General features: G+C 58.8%; 20 protein-coding genes. 9 read left to right on the plus strand and 11 right to left on the minus strand.

The genetic code is table 11. The annotated features are described in order from the left end of the window. Positions 1–2 precede the first annotated feature (2 nt). Positions 3–956, minus strand: a complete 954-nt coding sequence (locus ACR0JG_RS07745) for a metal ABC transporter solute-binding protein, Zn/Mn family (protein WP_170408483.1) — start codon at positions 954–956, stop codon at positions 3–5. 199 nt (positions 957–1,155) lie between these two features. Here ACR0JG_RS07745 and deoC point away from each other — a divergent pair, with 199 nt between their 5' ends. The 3 genes from deoC to ACR0JG_RS07760 are packed head-to-tail and all read left to right on the plus strand — an operon-like array spanning position 1,156 to position 5,340. Continuing rightward, a complete protein-coding gene (gene deoC / locus ACR0JG_RS07750; RefSeq protein ID WP_170394626.1) occupies positions 1,156–2,154 on the plus strand; it encodes a deoxyribose-phosphate aldolase in 999 nt (332 codons plus the stop codon). Between the two features lie 11 nt (positions 2,155–2,165). Continuing rightward, positions 2,166–4,499 (plus strand): aldehyde dehydrogenase family protein, encoded by a 2,334-nt coding sequence (locus ACR0JG_RS07755; protein WP_480568740.1) that lies wholly within the window; start codon positions 2,166–2,168, stop codon positions 4,497–4,499. 25 nt (positions 4,500–4,524) lie between these two features. Continuing rightward, positions 4,525–5,340, plus strand: coding sequence for an SDR family oxidoreductase (locus ACR0JG_RS07760; RefSeq protein WP_480568743.1), 816 nt, complete (start codon positions 4,525–4,527; stop codon positions 5,338–5,340). Between the two features lie 69 nt (positions 5,341–5,409). On the opposite strand, the gene ACR0JG_RS07765 is transcribed toward ACR0JG_RS07760, so the two are convergent. From ACR0JG_RS07765 to ACR0JG_RS07800, 8 genes are all read right to left on the minus strand, one after another. Next, complete coding sequence (locus tag ACR0JG_RS07765; protein ID WP_480568746.1) at positions 5,410–5,559, minus strand: hypothetical protein; 150 nt, start codon at positions 5,557–5,559, stop codon at positions 5,410–5,412. A 307-nt stretch (positions 5,560–5,866) separates the two neighbouring features. After that, a complete protein-coding gene (locus ACR0JG_RS07770; RefSeq protein WP_480568749.1) occupies positions 5,867–7,171 on the minus strand; it encodes a M16 family metallopeptidase in 1,305 nt (434 codons plus the stop codon). Continuing rightward, a complete protein-coding gene (locus ACR0JG_RS07775) occupies positions 7,168–8,508 on the minus strand; it encodes a M16 family metallopeptidase (RefSeq protein ID WP_480568752.1) in 1,341 nt (446 codons plus the stop codon). The genes ACR0JG_RS07770 and ACR0JG_RS07775 overlap by 4 nt, the downstream gene beginning before the upstream one ends. Positions 8,509–8,593: 85 nt before the next feature. Then, positions 8,594–9,109, minus strand: coding sequence for a DUF3035 domain-containing protein (locus ACR0JG_RS07780; protein ID WP_170408488.1), 516 nt, complete (start codon positions 9,107–9,109; stop codon positions 8,594–8,596). Positions 9,110–9,159: 50 nt separating this feature from the next. Next, on the minus strand, positions 9,160–9,630 hold the full coding sequence (gene lspA, locus ACR0JG_RS07785; protein WP_170394647.1) for a signal peptidase II: 471 nt from the start codon (positions 9,628–9,630) through the stop codon (positions 9,160–9,162). Further along, positions 9,630–11,219, minus strand: a complete 1,590-nt coding sequence (gene purH, locus ACR0JG_RS07790; RefSeq protein ID WP_480568755.1) for a bifunctional phosphoribosylaminoimidazolecarboxamide formyltransferase/IMP cyclohydrolase — start codon at positions 11,217–11,219, stop codon at positions 9,630–9,632. The genes lspA and purH overlap by 1 nt, the downstream gene beginning before the upstream one ends. Positions 11,220–11,241: 22 nt before the next feature. After that, a complete protein-coding gene (locus ACR0JG_RS07795) occupies positions 11,242–12,981 on the minus strand; it encodes a heparinase II/III family protein (RefSeq protein WP_480568758.1) in 1,740 nt (579 codons plus the stop codon). A gap of 88 nt (positions 12,982–13,069) precedes the next feature. Continuing rightward, the gene (locus tag ACR0JG_RS07800) at positions 13,070–14,329 is read right to left on the minus strand and encodes an RsmB/NOP family class I SAM-dependent RNA methyltransferase (RefSeq protein WP_480568761.1); all 1,260 of its coding nucleotides are present in this window, start codon (positions 14,327–14,329) and stop codon (positions 13,070–13,072) included. 90 nt (positions 14,330–14,419) lie between these two features. On the opposite strand from ACR0JG_RS07800, the gene ACR0JG_RS07805 reads away from it, so the two are divergent. Further along, the gene (locus tag ACR0JG_RS07805) at positions 14,420–14,602 is read left to right on the plus strand and encodes a DUF1674 domain-containing protein (protein ID WP_170394659.1); all 183 of its coding nucleotides are present in this window, start codon (positions 14,420–14,422) and stop codon (positions 14,600–14,602) included. Here the strand turns inward: ACR0JG_RS07805 and ACR0JG_RS07810 are convergent, their stop codons facing one another. Then, positions 14,603–15,463 carry a LysR family transcriptional regulator gene (locus ACR0JG_RS07810; RefSeq protein ID WP_480568764.1) on the minus strand — a complete coding sequence of 287 codons (861 nt, stop codon included), beginning with the start codon at positions 15,461–15,463 and terminating at the stop codon, positions 14,603–14,605. A 99-nt stretch (positions 15,464–15,562) separates the two neighbouring features. Between ACR0JG_RS07810 and tmpA the strand changes: the two genes are divergently transcribed. Beyond that, entirely contained in the window at positions 15,563–16,699 is a 1,137-nt protein-coding gene (gene tmpA, locus ACR0JG_RS07815; RefSeq protein ID WP_170733900.1) for a 2-trimethylaminoethylphosphonate dioxygenase, read from the plus strand. Beyond that, positions 16,696–17,286, plus strand: coding sequence for a (R)-1-hydroxy-2-trimethylaminoethylphosphonate oxygenase (gene tmpB / locus ACR0JG_RS07820; RefSeq protein WP_480568768.1), 591 nt, complete (start codon positions 16,696–16,698; stop codon positions 17,284–17,286). Before tmpA ends, tmpB begins: the two co-directional genes overlap by 4 nt. A 72-nt stretch (positions 17,287–17,358) precedes the next feature. On the opposite strand, the gene dapB is transcribed toward tmpB, so the two are convergent. Further along, positions 17,359–18,168 (minus strand): 4-hydroxy-tetrahydrodipicolinate reductase, encoded by an 810-nt coding sequence (gene dapB / locus ACR0JG_RS07825; RefSeq protein ID WP_480568771.1) that lies wholly within the window; start codon positions 18,166–18,168, stop codon positions 17,359–17,361. 90 nt (positions 18,169–18,258) lie between these two features. Between dapB and rbfA the strand changes: the two genes are divergently transcribed. The 3 genes from rbfA to truB are packed head-to-tail and all read left to right on the plus strand — an operon-like array spanning position 18,259 to position 20,354. Further along, the gene (gene rbfA, locus ACR0JG_RS07830) at positions 18,259–18,654 is read left to right on the plus strand and encodes a 30S ribosome-binding factor RbfA (protein ID WP_170408494.1); all 396 of its coding nucleotides are present in this window, start codon (positions 18,259–18,261) and stop codon (positions 18,652–18,654) included. A 14-nt stretch (positions 18,655–18,668) separates the two neighbouring features. Then, the gene (locus ACR0JG_RS07835; RefSeq protein WP_480569039.1) at positions 18,669–19,391 is read left to right on the plus strand and encodes a phosphodiester glycosidase family protein; all 723 of its coding nucleotides are present in this window, start codon (positions 18,669–18,671) and stop codon (positions 19,389–19,391) included. A gap of 54 nt (positions 19,392–19,445) precedes the next feature. Further along, positions 19,446–20,354 (plus strand): tRNA pseudouridine(55) synthase TruB, encoded by a 909-nt coding sequence (gene truB / locus ACR0JG_RS07840; RefSeq protein ID WP_480568774.1) that lies wholly within the window; start codon positions 19,446–19,448, stop codon positions 20,352–20,354. The last annotated feature ends 4 nt before the right edge of the window (positions 20,355–20,358 follow it).

A 20,358-nucleotide genomic window follows, 5' to 3' on the forward strand; every position in this document is an offset into this window, starting at 1 on the left:
GCTCAAAACCCCGCCGACAGTTTTCCGTTCATGCCGCGTTCGGGCACATCCGCCCCCAACGCGCCGGCAATCACGGTAATGTTGTGATCGAGCATACCGATATAAGTACCCTCATATGTGCCCGGCTCGCCCATCGCGTCGGAATACAGCTCTCCGCCAACACCCACTTTGTGACCTTCGGCCGAAGCTCCCTCGATCAAGGCACGCATAGACCGATCTGAAACGGAACTCTCCACAAACACGGCGTTCAGCTGACGCTCTACCAGAGTTTCGACCAACTCACCGATCCGGTTCAACCCTGCCTCGGATTGGGTTGAGATGCCCTGAATACCCAGCACCTCATAGCCATATTCATCACCGAAATAGCCAAATGCATCATGCGCAGTCACCAACACGCGGTTGTTTTCGGGAACGGCCGCCAAAACCTGCTTGCCATAGGCGGCCAGCAGATCGATCTCGGCCAGAAAAGCTTGTGCGTTGGCTGCGAACTCATCTGCCGCTTCGGGTCGGGCTTCGGTCAGAGCTTCCTGCACTTCGATCACGACATCGCGCCACAGAACCGGGCTCATCCAGACATGCGGGTCAAATTTGTCAGCGTAATCGTCATGGGCGCGCAGTTTCGATGTGTCGATGCCATCCGCCACGGCAACCACTGTCCGCTTGCGGCCCAGATCGTCAAAGAAACCTTCCATCTGAGCCTCTAGATAGAGGCCGTGCCACAGCACCAGATCAGCGCGGGTCATCGCAACAATATCGGTGCGGGTCTGGCGATAGGCGTGCGGGTCGACACCGGGTCCCATCAAGCCCTTCACGTCGACCTGTTCACCGCCGACCTGGCGCGCAGCATCTGCAATCATGCCGGTGGTGGCGACGACTTTCAGCGGCGCTTGAGCGATTGCGGCAACGGGCCACACAAGCACGAGAGCCAATGCCGTAAGTAGCGATCGACGAATCATTTCAGACTCCGAACGGTTATCCTGTTAAGTCAAAATATGAGAACCATTCGCAACTAAGTCAATGCAAATGCGAATTACTCGCAAGAAAACGACTATATTTGTCCATTTGGTCAAAAATTTGCCCTTTACGACGCTGGCACACCTTCCCTTTCGCTGCGACCCATGCGATTTTGACACGAACCTCCAAAAGGACGGAATAATGGAAACGCAGAGCTCAGAAAGCACCGTGCGCACCCCGCATCTGCCGCAAGTGACCGAGCCCCGGAACCCAGGAATGGATCTGGATCTGGATTGGGTGCGGGCCGTGCAGGCCAACACTTCGGCCATCGAGCGCCGCGCAGCGACGCTGCCCGGTCGGCGGTCGGTGAAAAAAGAATACCAGGCCGCATGGCTGCTCAAAGCGATCACAATGATCGACCTGACCACTCTGTCGGGCGATGACACGGTTGGGCGGGTTCGTCGCCTGTGCGCAAAGGCTCGTCAACCTGTCGCGTCTTCAGTTCTGCAGGCGCTGGACATGCCGCCGATCACAACCGGAGCGGTGTGTGTCTACCATGACATGATCGAAACGGCTGTGGACGCATTGGAAGGCACTGGTATTCCGGTTGCGGCGGTATCCACTGGCTTCCCGGCCGGGCTCTCTCCGTTTCATCTGCGTGTGGCAGAGATCGAAGAAAGCGTGAAGGCCGGAGCCGAGGAGATCGACATCGTCATCTCGCGCCGTCATGTGCTGTCTGGCGACTGGCAGGCCCTGTATGATGAGATGAAGGCCTTCCGCGTCGCCTGCGGCGATGCACATGTCAAAGCCATTTTGGCGACCGGAGAGCTGGGCAGCCTGCGCAACGTCGCCCGTGCCTCGCTGGTGTGCATGATGGCAGGGGCAGACTTCATCAAGACCTCGACCGGCAAAGAAAGCGTCAACGCCACCTTGCCTGTGTCGTTGGTAATGATCCGAGCCATTCGCGACTATTATGACCGCACCGGCTATCGCGTAGGCTACAAGCCTGCGGGTGGGATTTCGAAAGCCAAGGATGCGCTGGTCTATCTGTCGCTGATCAAGGACGAGCTGGGCGACCGCTGGCTGGAACCTGATCTGTTCCGCTTTGGCGCCTCATCACTGCTGGGCGACATAGAGCGGCAGTTGGAACACTATGTTACCGGCGCTTATTCCGCCGGTTACCGTCACTCCATGGGCTGAGGACAAAAACAATGACAGTCAAAGAGATTTTCGAGACCATGGACTACGGCCCTGCCCCCGAAAGCGCAGCCGAGGCATTGGCCTGGCTGGTTGATCAGGGCGACAAGTTCGGCCACTACATCGATGGCGCATTCACCAAACCCGGCAAAGGGTTCGACAGCCGCAACCCAGCAACCGGAGAGGTGCTGGCCAAACTGACACAAGCCAAACAGGCTGACGTAGACGCCGCCGTTTCTGCAGCGCGTAAAGCGCAACCGAAATGGGAGAAGCTGGGCGGTGCGGGTCGTGCGCGCTACCTCTACGCGATTGCGCGCCTGCTGCAGAAGCACTCGCGTTTGTTTGCTGTGCTCGAAAGCCTCGACAACGGTAAGCCGATCCGAGAATCCCGCGACATCGACATCCCCCTGGCACAGCGGCATTTCTACTATCACGCCGGCATGGCGCAGTTGATGGAAAGCGAATTGCCAGATGCCGAAGCACTGGGTGTTTGCGGCCAGATCATCCCGTGGAACTTCCCGCTGCTGATGCTGGCGTGGAAGATCGCGCCTGCAATCGCAATGGGCAACACGGTGGTTCTGAAGCCGGCCGAGTACACCTCGCTGACCGCGCTGCTGTTTGCCGACATCTGCATGCAGGCCGGGTTGCCGAAAGGCGTGGTCAACATCGTCACAGGTGATGGTGCCGTTGGTGAGATGATTGTGTCTTCGGACGTCGACAAAATCGCCTTTACCGGCTCGACCGTCGTGGGCCGTCGCATCCGTGAAGCGACCGCTGGCTCTGGCAAAGAACTGACGTTGGAACTGGGCGGCAAGTCCGCCTACATCGTCTTTGACGACGCCGATATTGATTCAGCGATCGAAGGCTTGGTCGACGCGATCTGGTTCAACCAGGGCCAGGTCTGCTGTGCGGGCTCGCGCCTTCTGGTGCAGGAGGGTATCGCTGATCGCTTCCACGACAAATTGCGTGCCCGGATGGACAATCTGCGTATTGGTGATCCGCTGGACAAGTGCATCGATGTGGGCGCGGTTGTGGACCCGGTTCAGTTGCAAACCATTAAAGGAATGGTCGAGAGCAACACTGCGGGTCACGTGCATCAGGCGGCCTGTGAGCTGCCCTCGAATGGCTGCTACTATCCACCAACGCTGATCTCTGGGCTCGAAACCTCCGATCCGCTGATGCAGGAAGAAATCTTTGGCCCGGTTCTGGTTTCTTCGACCTTCCGCACCCCGGAAGAAGCGGTCGAGTTGGCCAACAACACCCGCTACGGGCTGGCCGCGACTGTGTGGACCGAGAACGTGAACCTCGCGCTGGATATCGCGCCCAAGCTGGTTGCGGGCGTGGTCTGGGTGAACGCAACTAACCTGTTCGACGCTGCTGCCGGGTTCGGCGGTGTACGCGAAAGCGGCTTTGGCCGTGAAGGCGGTTGGGAAGGGCTGACGGCCTATACCAAGCCCAAAGCCAAGGCCAAACCGCTGACGAAGATTGAGGCGGCAATGGGCGAAGGCGCTCCAGTCGATCCTATTGACCGCACCGCCAAGATGTATGTCGGCGGTAAGCAGGCGCGACCCGATGGCGGCTATTCGAAACCCGTCTGGGGCAAATCCGGCCAACTTGGCCATGTGGGTCTGGCCAACCGCAAGGACGTACGCAACGCGGTTGAGGCTGCAGCGGGTGCAAAAGGCTGGTCCAAGACCACCGGCCATCTGCGGGCTCAAATCCTGTATTACATCGGTGAAAACCTCTCGGCACGTGCGGGCGAGTTCGCTGCTCGTATTGATGCGATGACCGGTAAGAAAGACGGCGCGAAAGAGGTTGAGGCCTCGATCCAGCGACTGTTCACCGCCGCCGCCTGGGCGGACAAGTATGATGGTCAAGTACATGGTGTTCCGATCCGGGGCGTCGCCATTGCCATGAAAGAGCCGGTTGGCGTGATCGGCGCCCTGTGTGCGGACGAAACACCCCTGTTGGGTCTAGTTTCGGCCATGGCGCCAGCGATTGCGATGGGCAACCGGGTGGTTCTGGCGGCAAGTGAGCCCTACCCGCTGGCAGCAACGGATTTTTACCAGATCCTAGAAACCTCGGACGTGCCCGCCGGTGTGGTCAACATCCTGACCGGCAGCCACGCAGAGCTGGCAAAGCCGCTGGCCTCGCATCTGAACGTGGATGCGGTCTGGTCGTTCTCGTCCACCGATCTGTCTAAAGAGATCGAGATCGTCTCGGCCGGAAATCTGAAGCGGACTTGGGTCAATAACGCGACGGCATTTGACTGGAGCGTGGACCATTCGCGCCGCTTCCTGCAGGCTGCGACCGAAGTGAAAAACATCTGGGTGCCCTACGGAGAGTAAGGCCCCCGTACCACCGGAGGCCTAAATGGATTTTTCAGGTAAGACCGTCATCGTCATTGGTGGCACCAGCGGTATCAATCGCGGCATTGCCGAGGCCTTTGCGGCCTCGGGTGCTAATCTGGCTGTCGCCAGTCGGTCGCAGGAAAAGGTCGATGATACCGTGGCTGCGTTGAAAGCAGCAGGCGCATCCGACGCGACCGGCGCGGCGTTCGACGTTCGCAATCCAGAGGCCGTAGCCGAAGGCCTTAAGCAATTCCACGACGCTTTTGGAGATTTCGATGTCCTGATTTCTGGTGCTGCCGGCAACTTCCCAGCGCTGGTATCTGAAATGTCGGTCAATGCATTCAAGGCGGTCGTAGATATCGATCTGATGGGCACGATCCACGTCATGAAAGGGGCCTACCCCTATCTCAAACGTCCCGGTGCCAGCATTATCAACATTTCGGCCCCGCAATCCTATCTGCCTTACGAAGGGCAGGCCCATGTTTGCGCCGCCAAGGCGGGCGTTGATCAAATCACCCGAACCCTTTCAATGGAATGGGGCGTCGAAGGGATTCGCGTGAATTCGGTCGTTCCGGGTTTTATCGAAGGAACCGAAGGCGCAAAACGGCTGGCCCCTACCGAAAACGCCCATGAAGAGCTGCGTCGGGACGTCCCGCTGGGTCGCTGGGGTCAACCCCAGGATGTGGCAAATGCCTGCCTGTTCCTTAGCTCTGATATGGCGAGCTATATCAGCGGAACAGTCATGGCCGTCGATGGGGCTTTGTATCAGCGCGGCTCGGGCAAGTTTGGCCAGATGATGGGTCAGATGCTGCGCGCAGCGAAAAAGGACCAAGCTTAGGTTAGAACACAGGGATCCGATTGGTGGCAAGCTTTTCAGTCGCTGGGCTTTATTTCCAACCTACCAAATTCAAGAGCTTCTGAAATAGATACCCGCTGCTACCAAAAGCGATGTCAGCGTACCGGCCACCACGTAAAGTGCGAAAGCGCTGAGCAGAGATTGACCGACAATCAAAGCGGCATCAAAGGTTAACAACCCTGCAAGTATTCCCAATCCCATTATCGCAACTATCATGGTGCCGCTATCCGTCCCAAGCCTCGTCTCAGGAGATGTTGATCTTCTGAATCCCATCTCCGCTCCCGACTAACATAGAATTCTCGACATTTCTGGCCAAAGTATGGCCAAGGCGAGTTAACGATTACTTAAGGCGGAGAATCGCCGATCTTCTGTCTGGCGCTGCGCCCTGCAAGAGGTCACAAACTCGTTGCTTTCGCCAGTGGTTCGCATCACCCACTGCCGTCAATTCCAAGAAAAATTATTCAATAACAACGAATAATTCTGTTCGGCAGCGGGTAAATGGACGACGTCAGCCGTCCACCCCTTCCGGTTTGCCGACGATGGTGAAATGCAGACCCTCGGGGTCCAGCAGTTCAGACGCCACCCGGTTCACATCCTCCAAGGTCACTGCATTCACCTTGTCGTTGCGAGTCGCAATGTAGTCGATAGGCAAATCTTCCATCTGCATCCCGACCATGATTCCGGCAATCTGGCCATTGCCGTCAAAACGCAGCGGATAGGCCCCGGTCAAATAGGTCTTGGCGTCATCCAATTCTTTCTGCGTCACACCTTCCGCAGCCGCGCGCGCCCATTCCTGTCGGATCACTTCGACCGCTTCGGCGATGCGGTCATTGGCAGATGAGACCGAGCCCAGATACACTGACGCCAGATCCTTGGGCACCAGATAGGTCGCCACGCCATAGGTCAGGCCACGTTTCTCACGTACTTCCTGCATAAGGCGACTTTCGAATCCGCCGCCGCCCAGAATGTGATTCAGGATATAGGCCGCAAAGAAATCGGGATCGTCGCGATCAATGCCACTTTGCCCGAACAGGGCGACGGATTGCGGAGTGTTGAAGTCCACTACGCTGACACCGCCGTCAATGGTGACCTTCGCCTTGTCTGGAATGGGTTTCCCGGTTGCTGGCAGATCCAACAGCAATTCGTCCAACAGTACGCCCAACTCTTCTGCCGTGATGTCGCCAACAGCCCCGACATACAGTCTGTCCTTGGCAAAGACATTGTCGTAGGCAGCGACGATGTCGTCGCGGGTCAGGCTTGAAACGCTTTCAATCGTACCTTTACCGTCCGACGCATAAGGATGATCCCCATATGCCATTTCAGCAAAGCTACGTCCGGCAATATCGCTTGGATCAGTCTGGTCGGACTTCAGACCCGAAATCACCTGAGCGCGCACCCGATCGATGGCATCCTCATCGAAACGCGGTTCATGAATTGTGGTCTGCAGCAAATCAATCACTTCATCCCGGTTCTCAGTCAGGAACCGCGCCGAAATGGAGACCGTATCATCTGTTGCCCTGTAGCTGAAGGACGCAGCCAGAGATTCAAGTTCGCGCGCATAGGTGCGGGCATCCATGTCGCCGGCGCCTTCCTCAATCAGGCCGCTCATCAGATAGACCGCGCCGCGTTTATCGGGATCATCCAGCGACGTTCCTCCACGAAACCGCAGTTCCAGCGCAGTGAAGGGGATCGAATGATCTTGGACCAGCCAAGCGGTAATACCACCGGGCGAGTTTACCTCTTTGATCTTAATCTCGGCCCAGGCGGGAAGGGCAATGATCAGCGCAATCAGCGTTGCGGCAAACCGTTTCATTGTGTCACCTCATCGTCACGCATCAGCCAGCCAGTGACCGAGGTTTCAGGTTGCAGCACTTCACGGGCAGCCGCGATGATCTCGTCACCCGTCACAGCCTGCAGGATGTCGGGCCAGGCCTGCACATCTTCGACCGTCAACCCGCTGGTCAACGCACGACCATAGCGGTTTCCAATACCGTCCACGTTATCGCGCGCATAGGTCTGCGCGGCGCGGAGCTGCATCTTAATGCGCTCCAGGTCTTCATCCTTGACACCTTCCGCGATGAAATCCGCAACGGCCTGATCCATGGCATCCTCCGCATCCTGAAGCGAAACGCCCTCAGCCGGCACAACGATCAGATCAAAGGTCGTGTCATCCAATGAGACCCCCTTGTAGAACGCACCGGTATAGACCACCTTCTGCTGCTCAAATTGCAGCTTTTCATTCAGATATGAGGTTGTGCTTCCTCCCAGCAATTCCGCCAAAAGAAACAGGGCAGCGGCCTTCTCCTGCTCACCGGCGTCCCGTTCAGGGGCCAGATAGCTGCGCTGCACGTAGGGTTGTGCCACACGCGCATCCTTGAAGGTCAGGCGACGTTCGGCAGTCTGGGGTGGTTCTTGCGAGCGTACCCGCTCGGGCAAATCAGGGTTGGCTGGGATAACACCGTAGTACTGATCGGCCAACGCCCTGACTTCGTCGGGGTCAACATCTCCGGTGACGACCAATATGGCGTTATTGGGTGCATAATGGGTCTGGTAGAAGGACAGGGCGTCGTCCATATCCAACGCCTCCATCTCGTGGCGCCAGCCGATAATCGGCGCTCCGTAACGGTGGTTCAAATATTGCGCTGCATTCATCTGTTCTCCGAACAGAGCGCGTGGATTGTTTTCGGTCCGCTGATTACGCTCTTCCAGAACCACGTCGCGTTCGGTGATGATATCATTCTCAGTCAGGCGGATGTTGCGCATGCGATCTGCCTCCATCCGCATCATCAGTTCCAACCGGTCAGCGGCGACGCGCTGAAAATAGGCGGTGTAGTCGTAAGAAGTGAAAGCGTTGTCATTGCCGCCATTGGCCGCGACAGTGGCTGACAACTCGCCCGCTTCCATTGTGTCGGTGGCTTTGAACAGGAGATGTTCCAGGAAATGCGCAACGCCAGAGGATCCAATCGGTTCATCGGCGGATCCGGCCCGGTACCAGACCATATGCTGAACAACAGGCGCGCGATGATCCTCGACCACTACGACGTCCATGCCGTTTTCCAGCGTAAATGCGGTGACAGCCTCTTGCCCCTCTTTCGCGAACAAGGGGGTGGCGGCGATCAGGGCAGCCGACAATGCCAGGGCCCGAACCATGGGGCATCCTCCGTTTCATTTCTGATATTCAAACTACGGTGGTGCCGCCGGGGTTCAAGGCCAATGACGGAAAGTTAAGAAGAATTCATTCCAGCGGCGGGGCCGACGGCGTTTCGATCCCACGACGACGCGCCGCTTCATTGGTCGCGTTCGCATCGATTGACTGACGTTCATAGACCTGCGAGTACCGATCAACCGGGAACAGGCGCAGGCGGGTCCAGCGACCGCGATTTTTGCGGAAAGCCGCATCCTCTTCGGCCGTTACCTGACGCGTATTGGCAGGAACGCCATATCTGCTTGAGGCCGTCACAAGCGCGGCATCGCTGGCCGGTATTGAGGTATTCGGGTTCAGCGCTGCCTCACTACCACCCAGCGCCACAACGGCATCCGCTTTGGGGTTAGGATCGGTCAGGTTTGCACCGCCGGGAGTCGGCGCTGGAAGAAAGGCGTAGTCCTTGGGCTGGGTCAGCGGCTTGACGGGCAATACCGAAAATTCATCCGGCCCCGCTCCGGGCGGATCAAGATTGCGCAAACCAATATCGGAACAGCCCGCAACGACAACGGCGAGTGTCAGAACAAGAATGGCGCGTGGCATACGCATCAGTGTCTCCAGCCAGTTTCAGGCGCTTTTATCGCATATCGTCCGGCAGGTCACGAGGGCTTTTTGCCATCGAACAGGACCAATCCCAAAGCTCCCGCAAATATGAACACATCCGCCAGATTGAACACAAAAGGGTTGCTGATCCCGCAGCAGGACATGTTCAAAAAATCCAGAACATAGCCGTAAAGCACCCGGTCCACGACATTTCCCAGCGCCCCGCCGATAAGAAGACCGCCGCAGAATTGTTGAAGCTTCGTAGGAGCGATGCGGCCCAGCCAGATCAGGACGCCCAGGCAGATCGCCACGGAAACCCCGATCAGCACCCATCGGGCGGCGTCACCGTCGCCCTGAAACAGGCCAAAATTGATGCCGCGATTCTCGCCGTATCTGAAAACCAGAAGCGGTGGCAGCACGTCGATATCGCCCTGCGCTACGCGCATTACGTGAACGACCAGATACTTACTGATCTGGTCGATCAAAAACGCCGCCAAACCGGCCCATAGGATGAACGAACCGCGCATCAGTGACGGAAATGCCGCATGCCGGTGAAGATCATGGCCAGACCGGCCTCATCCGCCGCCGCGATCACTTCATCATCACGCATCGAACCGCCGGGCTGAATAACGCATGTTGCGCCTGCCTCGGCGGCCTCCATAAGCCCATCGGGGAAGGGGAAGAATGCATCAGAAGCTACGGCCGAACCGATGGTCAGCGGCTGGGGCAAGCCCAGCGCATCAGCCATACGCTCGGCTTTCTTTGCCGCGATCAGTGCCGAGTCAACGCGGCTCATCTGCCCCGCGCCGACACCCACGGTCGCGCCGTCTTTGACATAGACGATGGCGTTGGATTTGACATGTTTCGCCACTTTCCACGCGAACAGCAGGTCGCGCATCTGCTCCTCAGATGGCGCTTTTTTGGTGACCACCTTCAAGTCATCCATACCAACAAAGCCGTTATCTTTGTCCTGTACCAGCAGGCCACCTGCCACCTGTCGCAGAGTTTTACCACCGGCGGTCACATCCGGTAGAGCTTCGGTCGTCAGCAGGCGCAGGTTCTTCTTGGCGGCGAAGATCGCCTTGGCCTCGTCTGACGCCCCTGGAGCGATCACAACCTCGGTGAAAATCCCCGTGATCTCCTGCGCGGTTTCCACGTCCAGCGGTTGATTCAACGCCACAATACCGCCAAATGCCGACGTCCTGTCGCAGTCGAACGCGGCTTTATAGGCCTCAAGCAACGTCGCACCTTTCGCTACACCACACGGATTGGCATGCTTGATAATCGCACAAGCTGCCCCTTCGACCGGGTCGAACTCAGCGACCAACTCAAAGGCGGCATCGGTATCGTTGATGTTGTTATAGCTCAGTTCCTTGCCCTGATGCTGTACCGCCGTCGCCACGCCCGGACGACCCGAGCCATCTACATAGAACGCTGCCGACTGGTGGCTATTCTCGCCATATCGTAAGGTCTGTTTCAGCTCACCGGCAAAGGCGCGGCGTTTGGGGGCCTCAAGCTCCAGCGCATCGGCCATCCAGTTAGACACGGCTGTGTCATAAGCGGCAGTGCGGGCATAGGCCTTTTGCGCCAGCCACTGACGGAAGCCCAGGGAAGTCTTACCGTAATTCTCTTCCAGCTGATCCAGCAGTGACGAGTAATCTTCGACATCCACAACCACGTTTACAAAGGCATGGTTCTTGGATGCCGCCCGGATCATGGCTGGGCCGCCGATATCGATGTTCTCGATACACTCATCATAGGCAGCGCCCTTGGCCACGGTCGCTTCAAATGGGTAGAGATTTACCACAAGCAGATCGATTGCGCCGATACCATGTTCGTTCATCGCGGCGACATGGGTGTCATTATCGCGCAGAGCCAGCAGCCCGCCATGGACCATCGGGTGCAGCGTTTTGACCCGGCCATCCATCATCTCGGGGAAGCCGGTGATCTCGCTGACATCTTTCACCTCCAACCCCGCATCGCGTAGCGCCTTCGCGGTACCGCCGGTCGAAAGCAGTTCAACCCCGCGTTCGGCCAACGCCGTTCCCAGCTCGATCAGCCCGGTTTTGTCGGAAACGGAAAGCAACGCGCGGCGCACGGGGTGAAGGTCGGTCATGGGTCCAAAGGTCCTTTTGGCGTCAGTCGAAAACGGGCTCGTCCCGGTGCGTATCCCGCACGGCATAGGCTGTATCCTGAGCCTTGCTGAGCGTCCACCGGATGCGCGTCGCATACTCCATTGCGCGCCCAGATAGAACGATCTGTTTTGTCGCGCGTGGCTTCAAACGGCCTTTTTCAAGGTAAACGCTTGGTTCAACTGACAACTTTCCAACGCCATCATGGCGGAAAACCCATATCTCACCGCTTTTGAGCGCCATCGACACCGCAGCGCCACCCAGATCAAGTGCTGCATCAACGTCAGGATGCAGGTGAAACCGGATGTCAAAGGCTATCCCCTGCAGACCTGCCCCGTCCATCGCGCGATCGAACTGCCGTTTGGCTTTGTCGGTTGCGGTCAGCAGAATATCCTCGCCCACCAGCTCACGCCCGTCAAAGCGCAGTTCAAGCGTGCGGGCATGGGTCAGGCCAAACACTTTGGCGTAGCCGTCATGACCCACCATAAAGCGGGTGCCTTCGAATGCATCCTCGAAATCCACGGGCACATCCTGCGGGCCATCCACCAATGCTTCCTGCGACGACCCATTTGCGCCTTCTGCAAGCCGGGCGCTGGAATACCCTTCGACGCATAGGGTCGAATGCGACGGGGTCGCGCGCCCTGCCCTGCGCCATTCCTGCCCAAAACTGCCGCCTGATCCACAGTTCACGATCAGAGGACGGCGCCCCGAGGTCAGCTCAAACGCAAGCGAGGATGCGTGGGCGTTGAACGACGCAGCACCTTTGGGAGGCGCGCTGGCATCCACCAGAACCGTGGTTCTGGAGGCGGCCAATCGTGCATAACCCATTGACAGGTCCGAATGCTGCTGCGGCTTGATACCGCTTTGTGCCAGTGCCTGATCCAGCCGCCCTTCAAGCCCACGCCCGCCCCCGTGAAATCTGGCCAGAGATCCATCTGCATGACGCAGATTTCGCAGAGTAGGTGCAATGCGCTTGATCGCCCCGGTCTGAGAGGCAGGCGTGCCTCGGCCAACTTCACCAAGTGCAGCAGAGGTCCAGGCCAGCAGAGTGAAGACCTCCAGCAATTCCTCAGGGTTGCGGGTGAGAATGCCGCCCTCGGCATCGATCTGGCGGTCGCATTCCCGGGCCAGTGCGCGCAATGCGGGATCAGCCAGTTGCTCCAACCCCTCCAGGGCCAAACCAGCCTGAACCAGCCCTGCGAGCGCTTCGAATCTCGGCAATCCTGGTGTTGCTGCTGTCCAGCGTTTGGAAAGAAACCATGTTTGTTGTGCCAAGGTGCGGAAGAAAGCTCTGCTTTGCGCTTCGTCAGCGCCACTTAGCAGAAATTGCGCGTGGTTGATCCAGCGCATCACCCGACGCCCGGTCAGGTCCGGTGCCCAACCGGGGCCCTTCCCACGCCCATGTGCGGTGATCCAGCCCCAGACCCATCGCTGCGCCTTTTCACGGGCGCGCATATCGCCGACGGCTGCCAGATCATCCAGCCAGATGAAACCGTGGCGTTCATCATCAAAATCCGGACTGGGTGCAGCAACATCCCAGAGATCGGTGTCATCCGCCTCGACTAGATATCCAGCGAAAAGGAGATTCCCGGCCACCAGTTGTCGCCCGCGTGCAAACGAACCCACGGTGCGAGGCTCAGGCTGGCTGACGAATCCCGAAACCGCCTTCCGCCTTTGGCTCAGGCGCGCGTAAAGGCGGTTCTGAAACCGCATCCAGCGATTGGCCATTGTGTCCGATTCTGACATGACGCTTGCGACTCTGCCCCTTGCGCTCTGCGGGCGCTTGAACACACGATAGACCGGTCCGCGCGTCAAGTCATCGAAAAGCGTCGCCTCAAGCGGATTTGTTCAGACAGGCGATATAGAACCCGTCCATGCCACCCTTGTCCGCCCAGAAATCCGGGCGCAGACGCAAGCCACCTTCTTCTGTAATCCAGTCCGGTTCAACGCCCGCAATCTCAAGCGCCGCACGGTCAATCTGCATATCCGGGTATTGATCCAGCGCCTCTTCGATCTGCACCTCTCCTTCGTCCGGCAACAAGGAACAGGTGCAATATACCAATCGGCCTCCGGGTTTGAGCAGGGTCCAGGCATGGGCCAGCATCCGGGCCTGTAGTTCGATCAATCCCCCGAATTCCGAGCCATCCTTGGCGAAGGGTAAATCAGGATGGCGGCGAATCGTGCCCGTCGCCGAACACGGCGCGTCGAGCAGGATGGCATCATACTGGCCCTGATGGTCCAGCGCATCACCAGCGATCACCTTGGCCTTCAAACCTGTCCGTTTCAGGTTCTCGCGCACCCGCTCCAACCGTGTTTCGGAGATATCCAGCGCCGTGACCTCTGCCGCTACCACAGCCAATTGCAACGTCTTGCCACCGGGCGCGGCGCAAAGGTCCAACACCTTTTCCCCGGCTTTCGGGGCCAGCACGCGCACAGGCAGCGCCGCTGCCGCATCCTGAACCCACCAGTTTCCACGCTTGTAGCCCGGCAAAGCCGACACCTGCCCCGCATCCTGCAAACGGACTGAGCCGGTGGGCAGGGCTTTTCCGCCCGGCGCCTCGGCGCCCGGTTTCAGCGTCACGTCCAGCGGTGCACCATTGAAATGGGCCTGTTCCATACCCTTTACTGCGTCATCGCCCCACGCCATGATCAGAGGATCGCGCAGCCAGTCGGGCAGACGGGGCACGCGCATCTTGGGCCAAGCATCCGGTCCATCGGCGGCAATCTTGCGCAAGACTGCATTCACCAACCCCTTGAGCCGCCCATGCTTGCGCGAGCGTCCCACGATCTCGACCATCGAATTGACCACGCCATGCGCGGCCTCGCCCTGACACAGCTCGACCGTTCCAAGCCGCAGCGCGTTGTGCACAGTCAGCGCGGGCGTCTGCCGCAAGTGATCGGCCAACAGCCGGTCGGCACGCTCAAGCCCGCGTAGGGTTTCAATCGTCAGACGCTGCGCGCGCGCGCGATCCTCGGGTACCAGACGATCCAATGCGCCCGCCGCCAGACATTCAGGTAACAGCCGCCCCTCGCCCAATATCTGATCCAGCAGATAGATTGCACTGCGCCGCGCGGCGGTTGCAGAGTTTGACATGATGCTGAGTGCCTCTCGTGACCTTTGCCGCATTGCCTTGGGCGGACGAGGGCGTATATCAAGGCCCTGAACAGAAAGGAACCCGATGTCATGAGTGACGAGCGCAAAGACCTGCCCCCCGCCGCTCAGCGCGCATTGGCCGAGGCTGAGGAACGTCGCAAAAAGGCCGAAGCGGAAGCCAAGGCGCAGCCCAAGGAACTGGGTGGGCGCGACGGTCCTGATCCGGCCCGCTATGGCGATTGGGAGAAAAAGGGCATCGCCATCGACTTCTGATCAGGCCCCGCCCCGCAGCGCTTGCAGAAAGTCGTCTATCAACGCCCTTTGCCGTTTCGACCTTGCCCGATCCTCGGGCCATGTCAGCCAATAGCCATCCTTTGTCCTAAGCTCGGGCATATCCAATCTGTGTAATTGACCAGTCTTTAAGCTGCCCGAAGCCAACGGTAGTGAACCCAACGCGATCCCCATGCCCTGACGCGCGGCCGTGATCGCGTGACCTACCGAGTCAAAACTGATCCGGCCAGCCGGTAATTCATCAACCCCCGCGACCTGCGCCCAGTCCTTCCAACCCGGGCGTTCTCCGCGCAAATCAATCAGCGGCGCACCCCACTTGATGCCAGATGCAGCCATCGGTGCCAGAACTTCAGGCGCAATTACCTTTGCCTTTCGTCCAGGCCAAACGCCTCTGCCATAGCGGATCTGCAGCCAGGTACGCTCTTCCTCCAGCGAGGCGCGGCGGGCCATCGAGTCTGTCATTACACGCACATTTGGCTGCGCCTCAAGGAACGTGGGCAAGGCTGGCAGAACCAGCGCGTAGATATGCGACGAAAGTCCCGCGACCCGAAGCTCGCGCGGGGATTTGCCGAACAGATCCTCGGTATTGCGTTCCAGTGCTTGCAGGCTGTCCTGCACCAATGGCAGATAGCTTTCGCCTTCGATGGTCAGCGACACGCCCCGCGCCTCGCGCAAAAATAATGACCTGCCCAGCCATGCCTCAAGATTTCCGATCCGTTGACTGACTGCCGCCTGGGTCAGACCAAATTCGCGCGCGGCAGCAGAAAAACCGCCCAATCGCCCGGCGGCTTCGAACACGCGCAGCCAGTCCAAAGGAGGTAAACCGATCTGCTTCTTAGCCATAAGTATTTCCAGCCCTCAGTGGCAATAAGGTTTAATTGTAGTAATGCCACGGAGCGCGTATCTCCTCAAGCAAAGTCCGCGCCGAATAGGAGAGACCCCATGCTGCGCTCAGCCACTTTCGACCCATCTGTGGTCACTATCGCGTTTTCCGATGGTACCGAGGCCCGCTTCCACGCCATTTGGCTGCGCGACAATGCGCTGGACCCCGAGACCCGCGCACCCGGAAACGGGCAGCGTCTGATTACAATCGGCGATATCCCCACCGATATCTCGGTCAGTACCGCCGAGATCCAAAATGGCGATCTGAGTGTTACCTTTCAGCCCGAAAACAAATCCGTGATGTTCCCTGCCGATTGGCTGGCCGATCACGTTTATGACCGCGAACAGGCGCAAGACGTTGGCCGCACCGCATCCGGCGTCACCACATGGGAGCGTGGTATCAGCGCCCCCAGCGGTGACTGGGAAAGGGTGCACACCGACCCGGAGGCTAAGCGCAGCTGGCTGGCTGCCGTCGCGGAGTACGGCTTTGCCAAGCTGACAGGTGGCCCGACCGAGCCGGAATCGCTGCTGAAAGTGGCCGATCTGTTCGGCTACGTGCGCCAGACAAATTATGGCCCTTATTTCGAGGTTCGGACCGAGGTGAACCCGACCAACCTCGCCTATACTGGGTTGGGGTTGCAGGCCCATACCGACAACCCTTATCGCGACCCGGTACCGACACTGCAAATCCTCTACTGCCTTGAGAATTCGGCTGAAGGCGGCGATTCCATCGTTGTCGATGGTTTCCGCGCGGCTGAGCGTCTGCGCGATCTGAACCCCGAGGGCTTCGCCTTGCTTGCAGGCTATCCGGCACGGTTCGAGTATAAAGGTTCGGACGGGGTCTGTTTGCGGTCACGTCGCCCGATGATCGAGCTTTCCCCCGATGGCGAGTTGATCGGCATTCGCTTCAACAACCGCTCGTCCGCGCCGTTCGTGGATGTGCCCTTTGACAAGATGGAAGCCTACTATGCCGCCTATCGCCAGCTGGGCGAGATCATAGACGATCCCGCCATGGGCGTGTCTTTCAAGCTGGAACCGGGCGAAAGCTTCATCGTCGACAACACACGCGTAATGCATGCACGGCTGGGCTATTCCGGGGCCGGGTCTCGCTGGTTGCAGGGATGCTATGCTGACAAGGATGGGCTGCTTTCGACACTGGCCGCCATGCAGATGACACAACCGGAGGCGGCGGAATGAAACCCGATTTCTCGACCCTGAACCGCGACAATATCGTGGCTTTTATCGGTGACATCTTCGATCGTCGGGGGGGTGAGGAATATCTGGGGGAACCCGTCACCATGGCCCAGCACATGCTGCAGGGTGCCACGATTGCGGAACAGAACGGACAGTCTGAAGAGATCATCGTCGGTGCGCTGTTGCACGACATTGGCCATTTTACGTCGGAATTCGGCACTTACCATCCGAACGATACCGAGGACCGGCATCATGAAGATGCGGGTGCAGAGGTGTTGGAGCAGTTCTTTCCGTCGGTCATCACCGATTGCTGCCGATACCACGTGGCAGCCAAGCGGTATCTCTGCGCCACCAAGCCGGAGTATTTCAATCGCCTGTCCGCAGCCTCAGTCCATACGCTGGAACTGCAGGGTGGTCCGATGAGTGCCAAGGAGATAGCCGAGTTCGAGGCAAATCCGAACCTGAAAGAGATCATTCAGGTCCGTTATCTGGACGAAGCGGGAAAACGCGCTGATATGGAGACTCCGGATTTCGCCCATTTCGCACCGATGGTACAACGGATGGTCGACCGGCAAATTCAGGCAAGCTGAGACAGCTTTCATCCGCCCGATCGATAGAGCCAAGAAAATTCGTCGAATTTTCTTGGCTATTAATCCTGAAGCCTACAGCCCCAGAACATCCACCATGTCATACTGGCCCGGCGCCTTGCCTTGACCCCACAACGCGGCTTTGAGCGCCCCACGGGCAAAGATCGCACGGTCAGTAGCCAGATGGCGCAACACGATACGCTCACCGGGGGCCGCGAACAGGACATCGTGTTCGCCGACAATGTCTCCGCCACGAATCGCGTGGAAGCCGATGTCGCCGCGTTTGCGCGCACCGGTAATACCGTCGCGGCCCCTATCGGCCACATCCGCCAACTTGACACCGCGCCCTTCTGCGGCAGCTTCGCCCAGCATCAAAGCCGTGCCCGAAGGCGCATCGACCTTGTGATGGTGGTGCCCCTCGATGATCTCGATATCGAAATCTTCATCCAGCGCGGCGGCGACCTTCTTGGTGAGCTGCACCAACAGATTTACCCCAAGACTCATATTCCCGGCCCGCACAATCACGGCATGGCGCGCGGCGGGTTCCAGCGCGGCGATCTGTTCGTCACTCATGCCGGTCGTGCCAATCACGTGAACGCACCGCGCCTGCGCGGCCAGTGCGGCAAATTCCAGTGTCGCTTCGGGCGCAGTAAAGTCGATGACGGCCTGCGCCTGTGCAAATGCCTCCAACGGATCGACAGTGACGGTGACACCGAGCGCCTGCCCGCCCATCGCCTGACCCACATCCTGACCGATCCAATCATGGCCCTTACGCTCGACCACACCAACCAGACGCGCCTGATCGCTCTCAGACACGGTCTTGATCAGCATCTGCCCCATACGGCCCGAAGCCCCTGTGATGACGATCCCCGGAATATGGGTCATTGCGCTGGTCCTTTCTAAAGTCGGCTCAAAGCCTCCTAACCCGTTCGCGCCCGCTTGGCAAAGCCCCGCTTTGGGCTTAGATCGGGGGGCATGGCAAAGAACAAATTCCACGATGGCCCCGGCCCATCCCAACGACAGCTGCGCGTCGGCGAACTGATCCGCCGCACCCTGTCCGAAGTTTTGGCGCGCGGAGATGTCCACGACCCCGACTTGAACCGCATGTCGATCACCGTGGGTGAGGTGCGCACCTCGCCCGATCTAAAGATCGCCACCGCCTATGTGCTGCCCTTGGGCGGCAAGGGGCAGGAGGACGTGATCGAACTGCTCGCTCGAAACAAGGGTGAGCTTCGGCGCGCAGTGGGCAAGAAGGTGGGCCTGAAATTCTCACCCGACCTGCGGTTCCGTTTGGACGACACGTTTGATCGACTGGACGACACCCGCCGTATGTTTAATCAGGACGCGGTACGCCGCGATCTGGACGAGTGATCCGTACCCTTGTCATGCTGTGTGCTGTCCTTTGGGCCGCGCAAGTTTCTGCAGTCACTTGCGAGAAGCTGACTCATGAGGACAAGCGATATACGGTTTGCGAGGTCGATGCCTCGGAAGATTTGCGCCTGTTTCTGAACGATGAAAATGGCGATCTGCTGGGTCATTTCTCTTCGGTGAATGAGGCGTTGGAGCCTCTGGGGAAAAGGCTCGTCTTTGCGATGAATGCGGGCATGTACCATGACGACCGCTCGCCCGTCGGCCACTATGTCGAAGACGGGCAAGAGCAGATGCGCGTGATACCGAATGCCGGACCCGGCAATTTCGGCCTGCTGCCCAACGGTGTGTTCTGCATCCGTGAAAACCGTGCCGATGTGTTCGAGACTTTGGATTTCGTCGATCAGGCGCCGCAGTGCCGCTTTGCGACACAATCGGGCCCCATGCTAGTGATCAACGGAGAGTTACACCCTCGCTTTCTGCCGGATTCAACCTCGCGCTACACCCGAAACGGAGTGGGCACCAGCGCCGATGGCACGCGTGCGGTGTTTGCGATCTCGGACGATTACGTCACTTTCTATGAATTCGGCAGCCTATTCCGCGATGTATTGAAAACACCGAATGCGCTGTTTCTCGATGGTAATATTTCCCGCATGTATGATCGCGCCAGCAACCGATCGGATATCGGGTTTTCGCTGGGACCCATCGTGGGTGTCGTCGAGGACGTTCCGGCAAATTGACAGCATCGAAACGATCCGCTAACTCGCGCGCCTCAGCAAGACTCAAGGTGTAGAATGGGACGCAAACGCAAGGGCCGCGACATTTCCGGTTGGCTGGTGGTGGACAAGCCCGCTGGCATGACTTCGACCGCGGTGGTCAACAAGGTGCGTTGGGCGATGGACGCCAAGAAAGCGGGCCATGCGGGCACGCTGGACCCCGAGGCGACCGGCGTTCTGGCCGTTGCGCTGGGTGAGGCAACCAAGACCGTCCCCTACATCACCGATGCGCTGAAGGCCTACACCTTCACCGTGCGGCTGGGGCAGGCCACCAACACCGATGATGCTGAGGGTGAAGTCATCGCTGAGAGCATTGCGCGCCCCTCGGATGAGGATATCAAACATGCGCTCGGCCCGTTTCTGGGCGATATCAAACAGGTGCCGCCCAAGTTCTCGGCCGTGAAAATCGACGGTCAACGCGCCTATAAGCTGGCCCGAGATGGCAAGGATGTAGAACTGACCGCCCGCCCTCTTTGGGTAGAGGAACTGGTGCTGATCGACCGCCCCGACGAAGACCACGTCGTGCTGGAGATGACCTGTGGCAAAGGTGGCTATGTCCGTTCCATTGCGCGTGATCTGGGCGAAGCGCTCGGCTGCCACGGCCACGTGAAAAAACTGCGCCGCATCTGGTCCGGCCCGTTTGAGGCCGAAGATGGCCTGACCATCGAACAGATCGACGAGATGGCCAAAACCACCGCTCTGGATGATTATCTGCATCCGCTGGAAACCGGCTTGTCGGACCTACCCGAGCTGAAATGCACCTCTGAAGGAGCCAACCGTCTGCGGAATGGCAATCCGGGCATGGTGCTCGCCTCTGACGTGGAATACGGCGACGAGGCCTGGGCCTCGCTGGATGGCAAGGCCGTGGCCGTAGGAATTTACAAGTCGGGCGAATTGCACCCAAGCCGCGTCTTTGCCGCCAACTGATGAC

The sequence above is a fragment of the Ruegeria sp. AD5 genome, assembly GCF_056542345.1.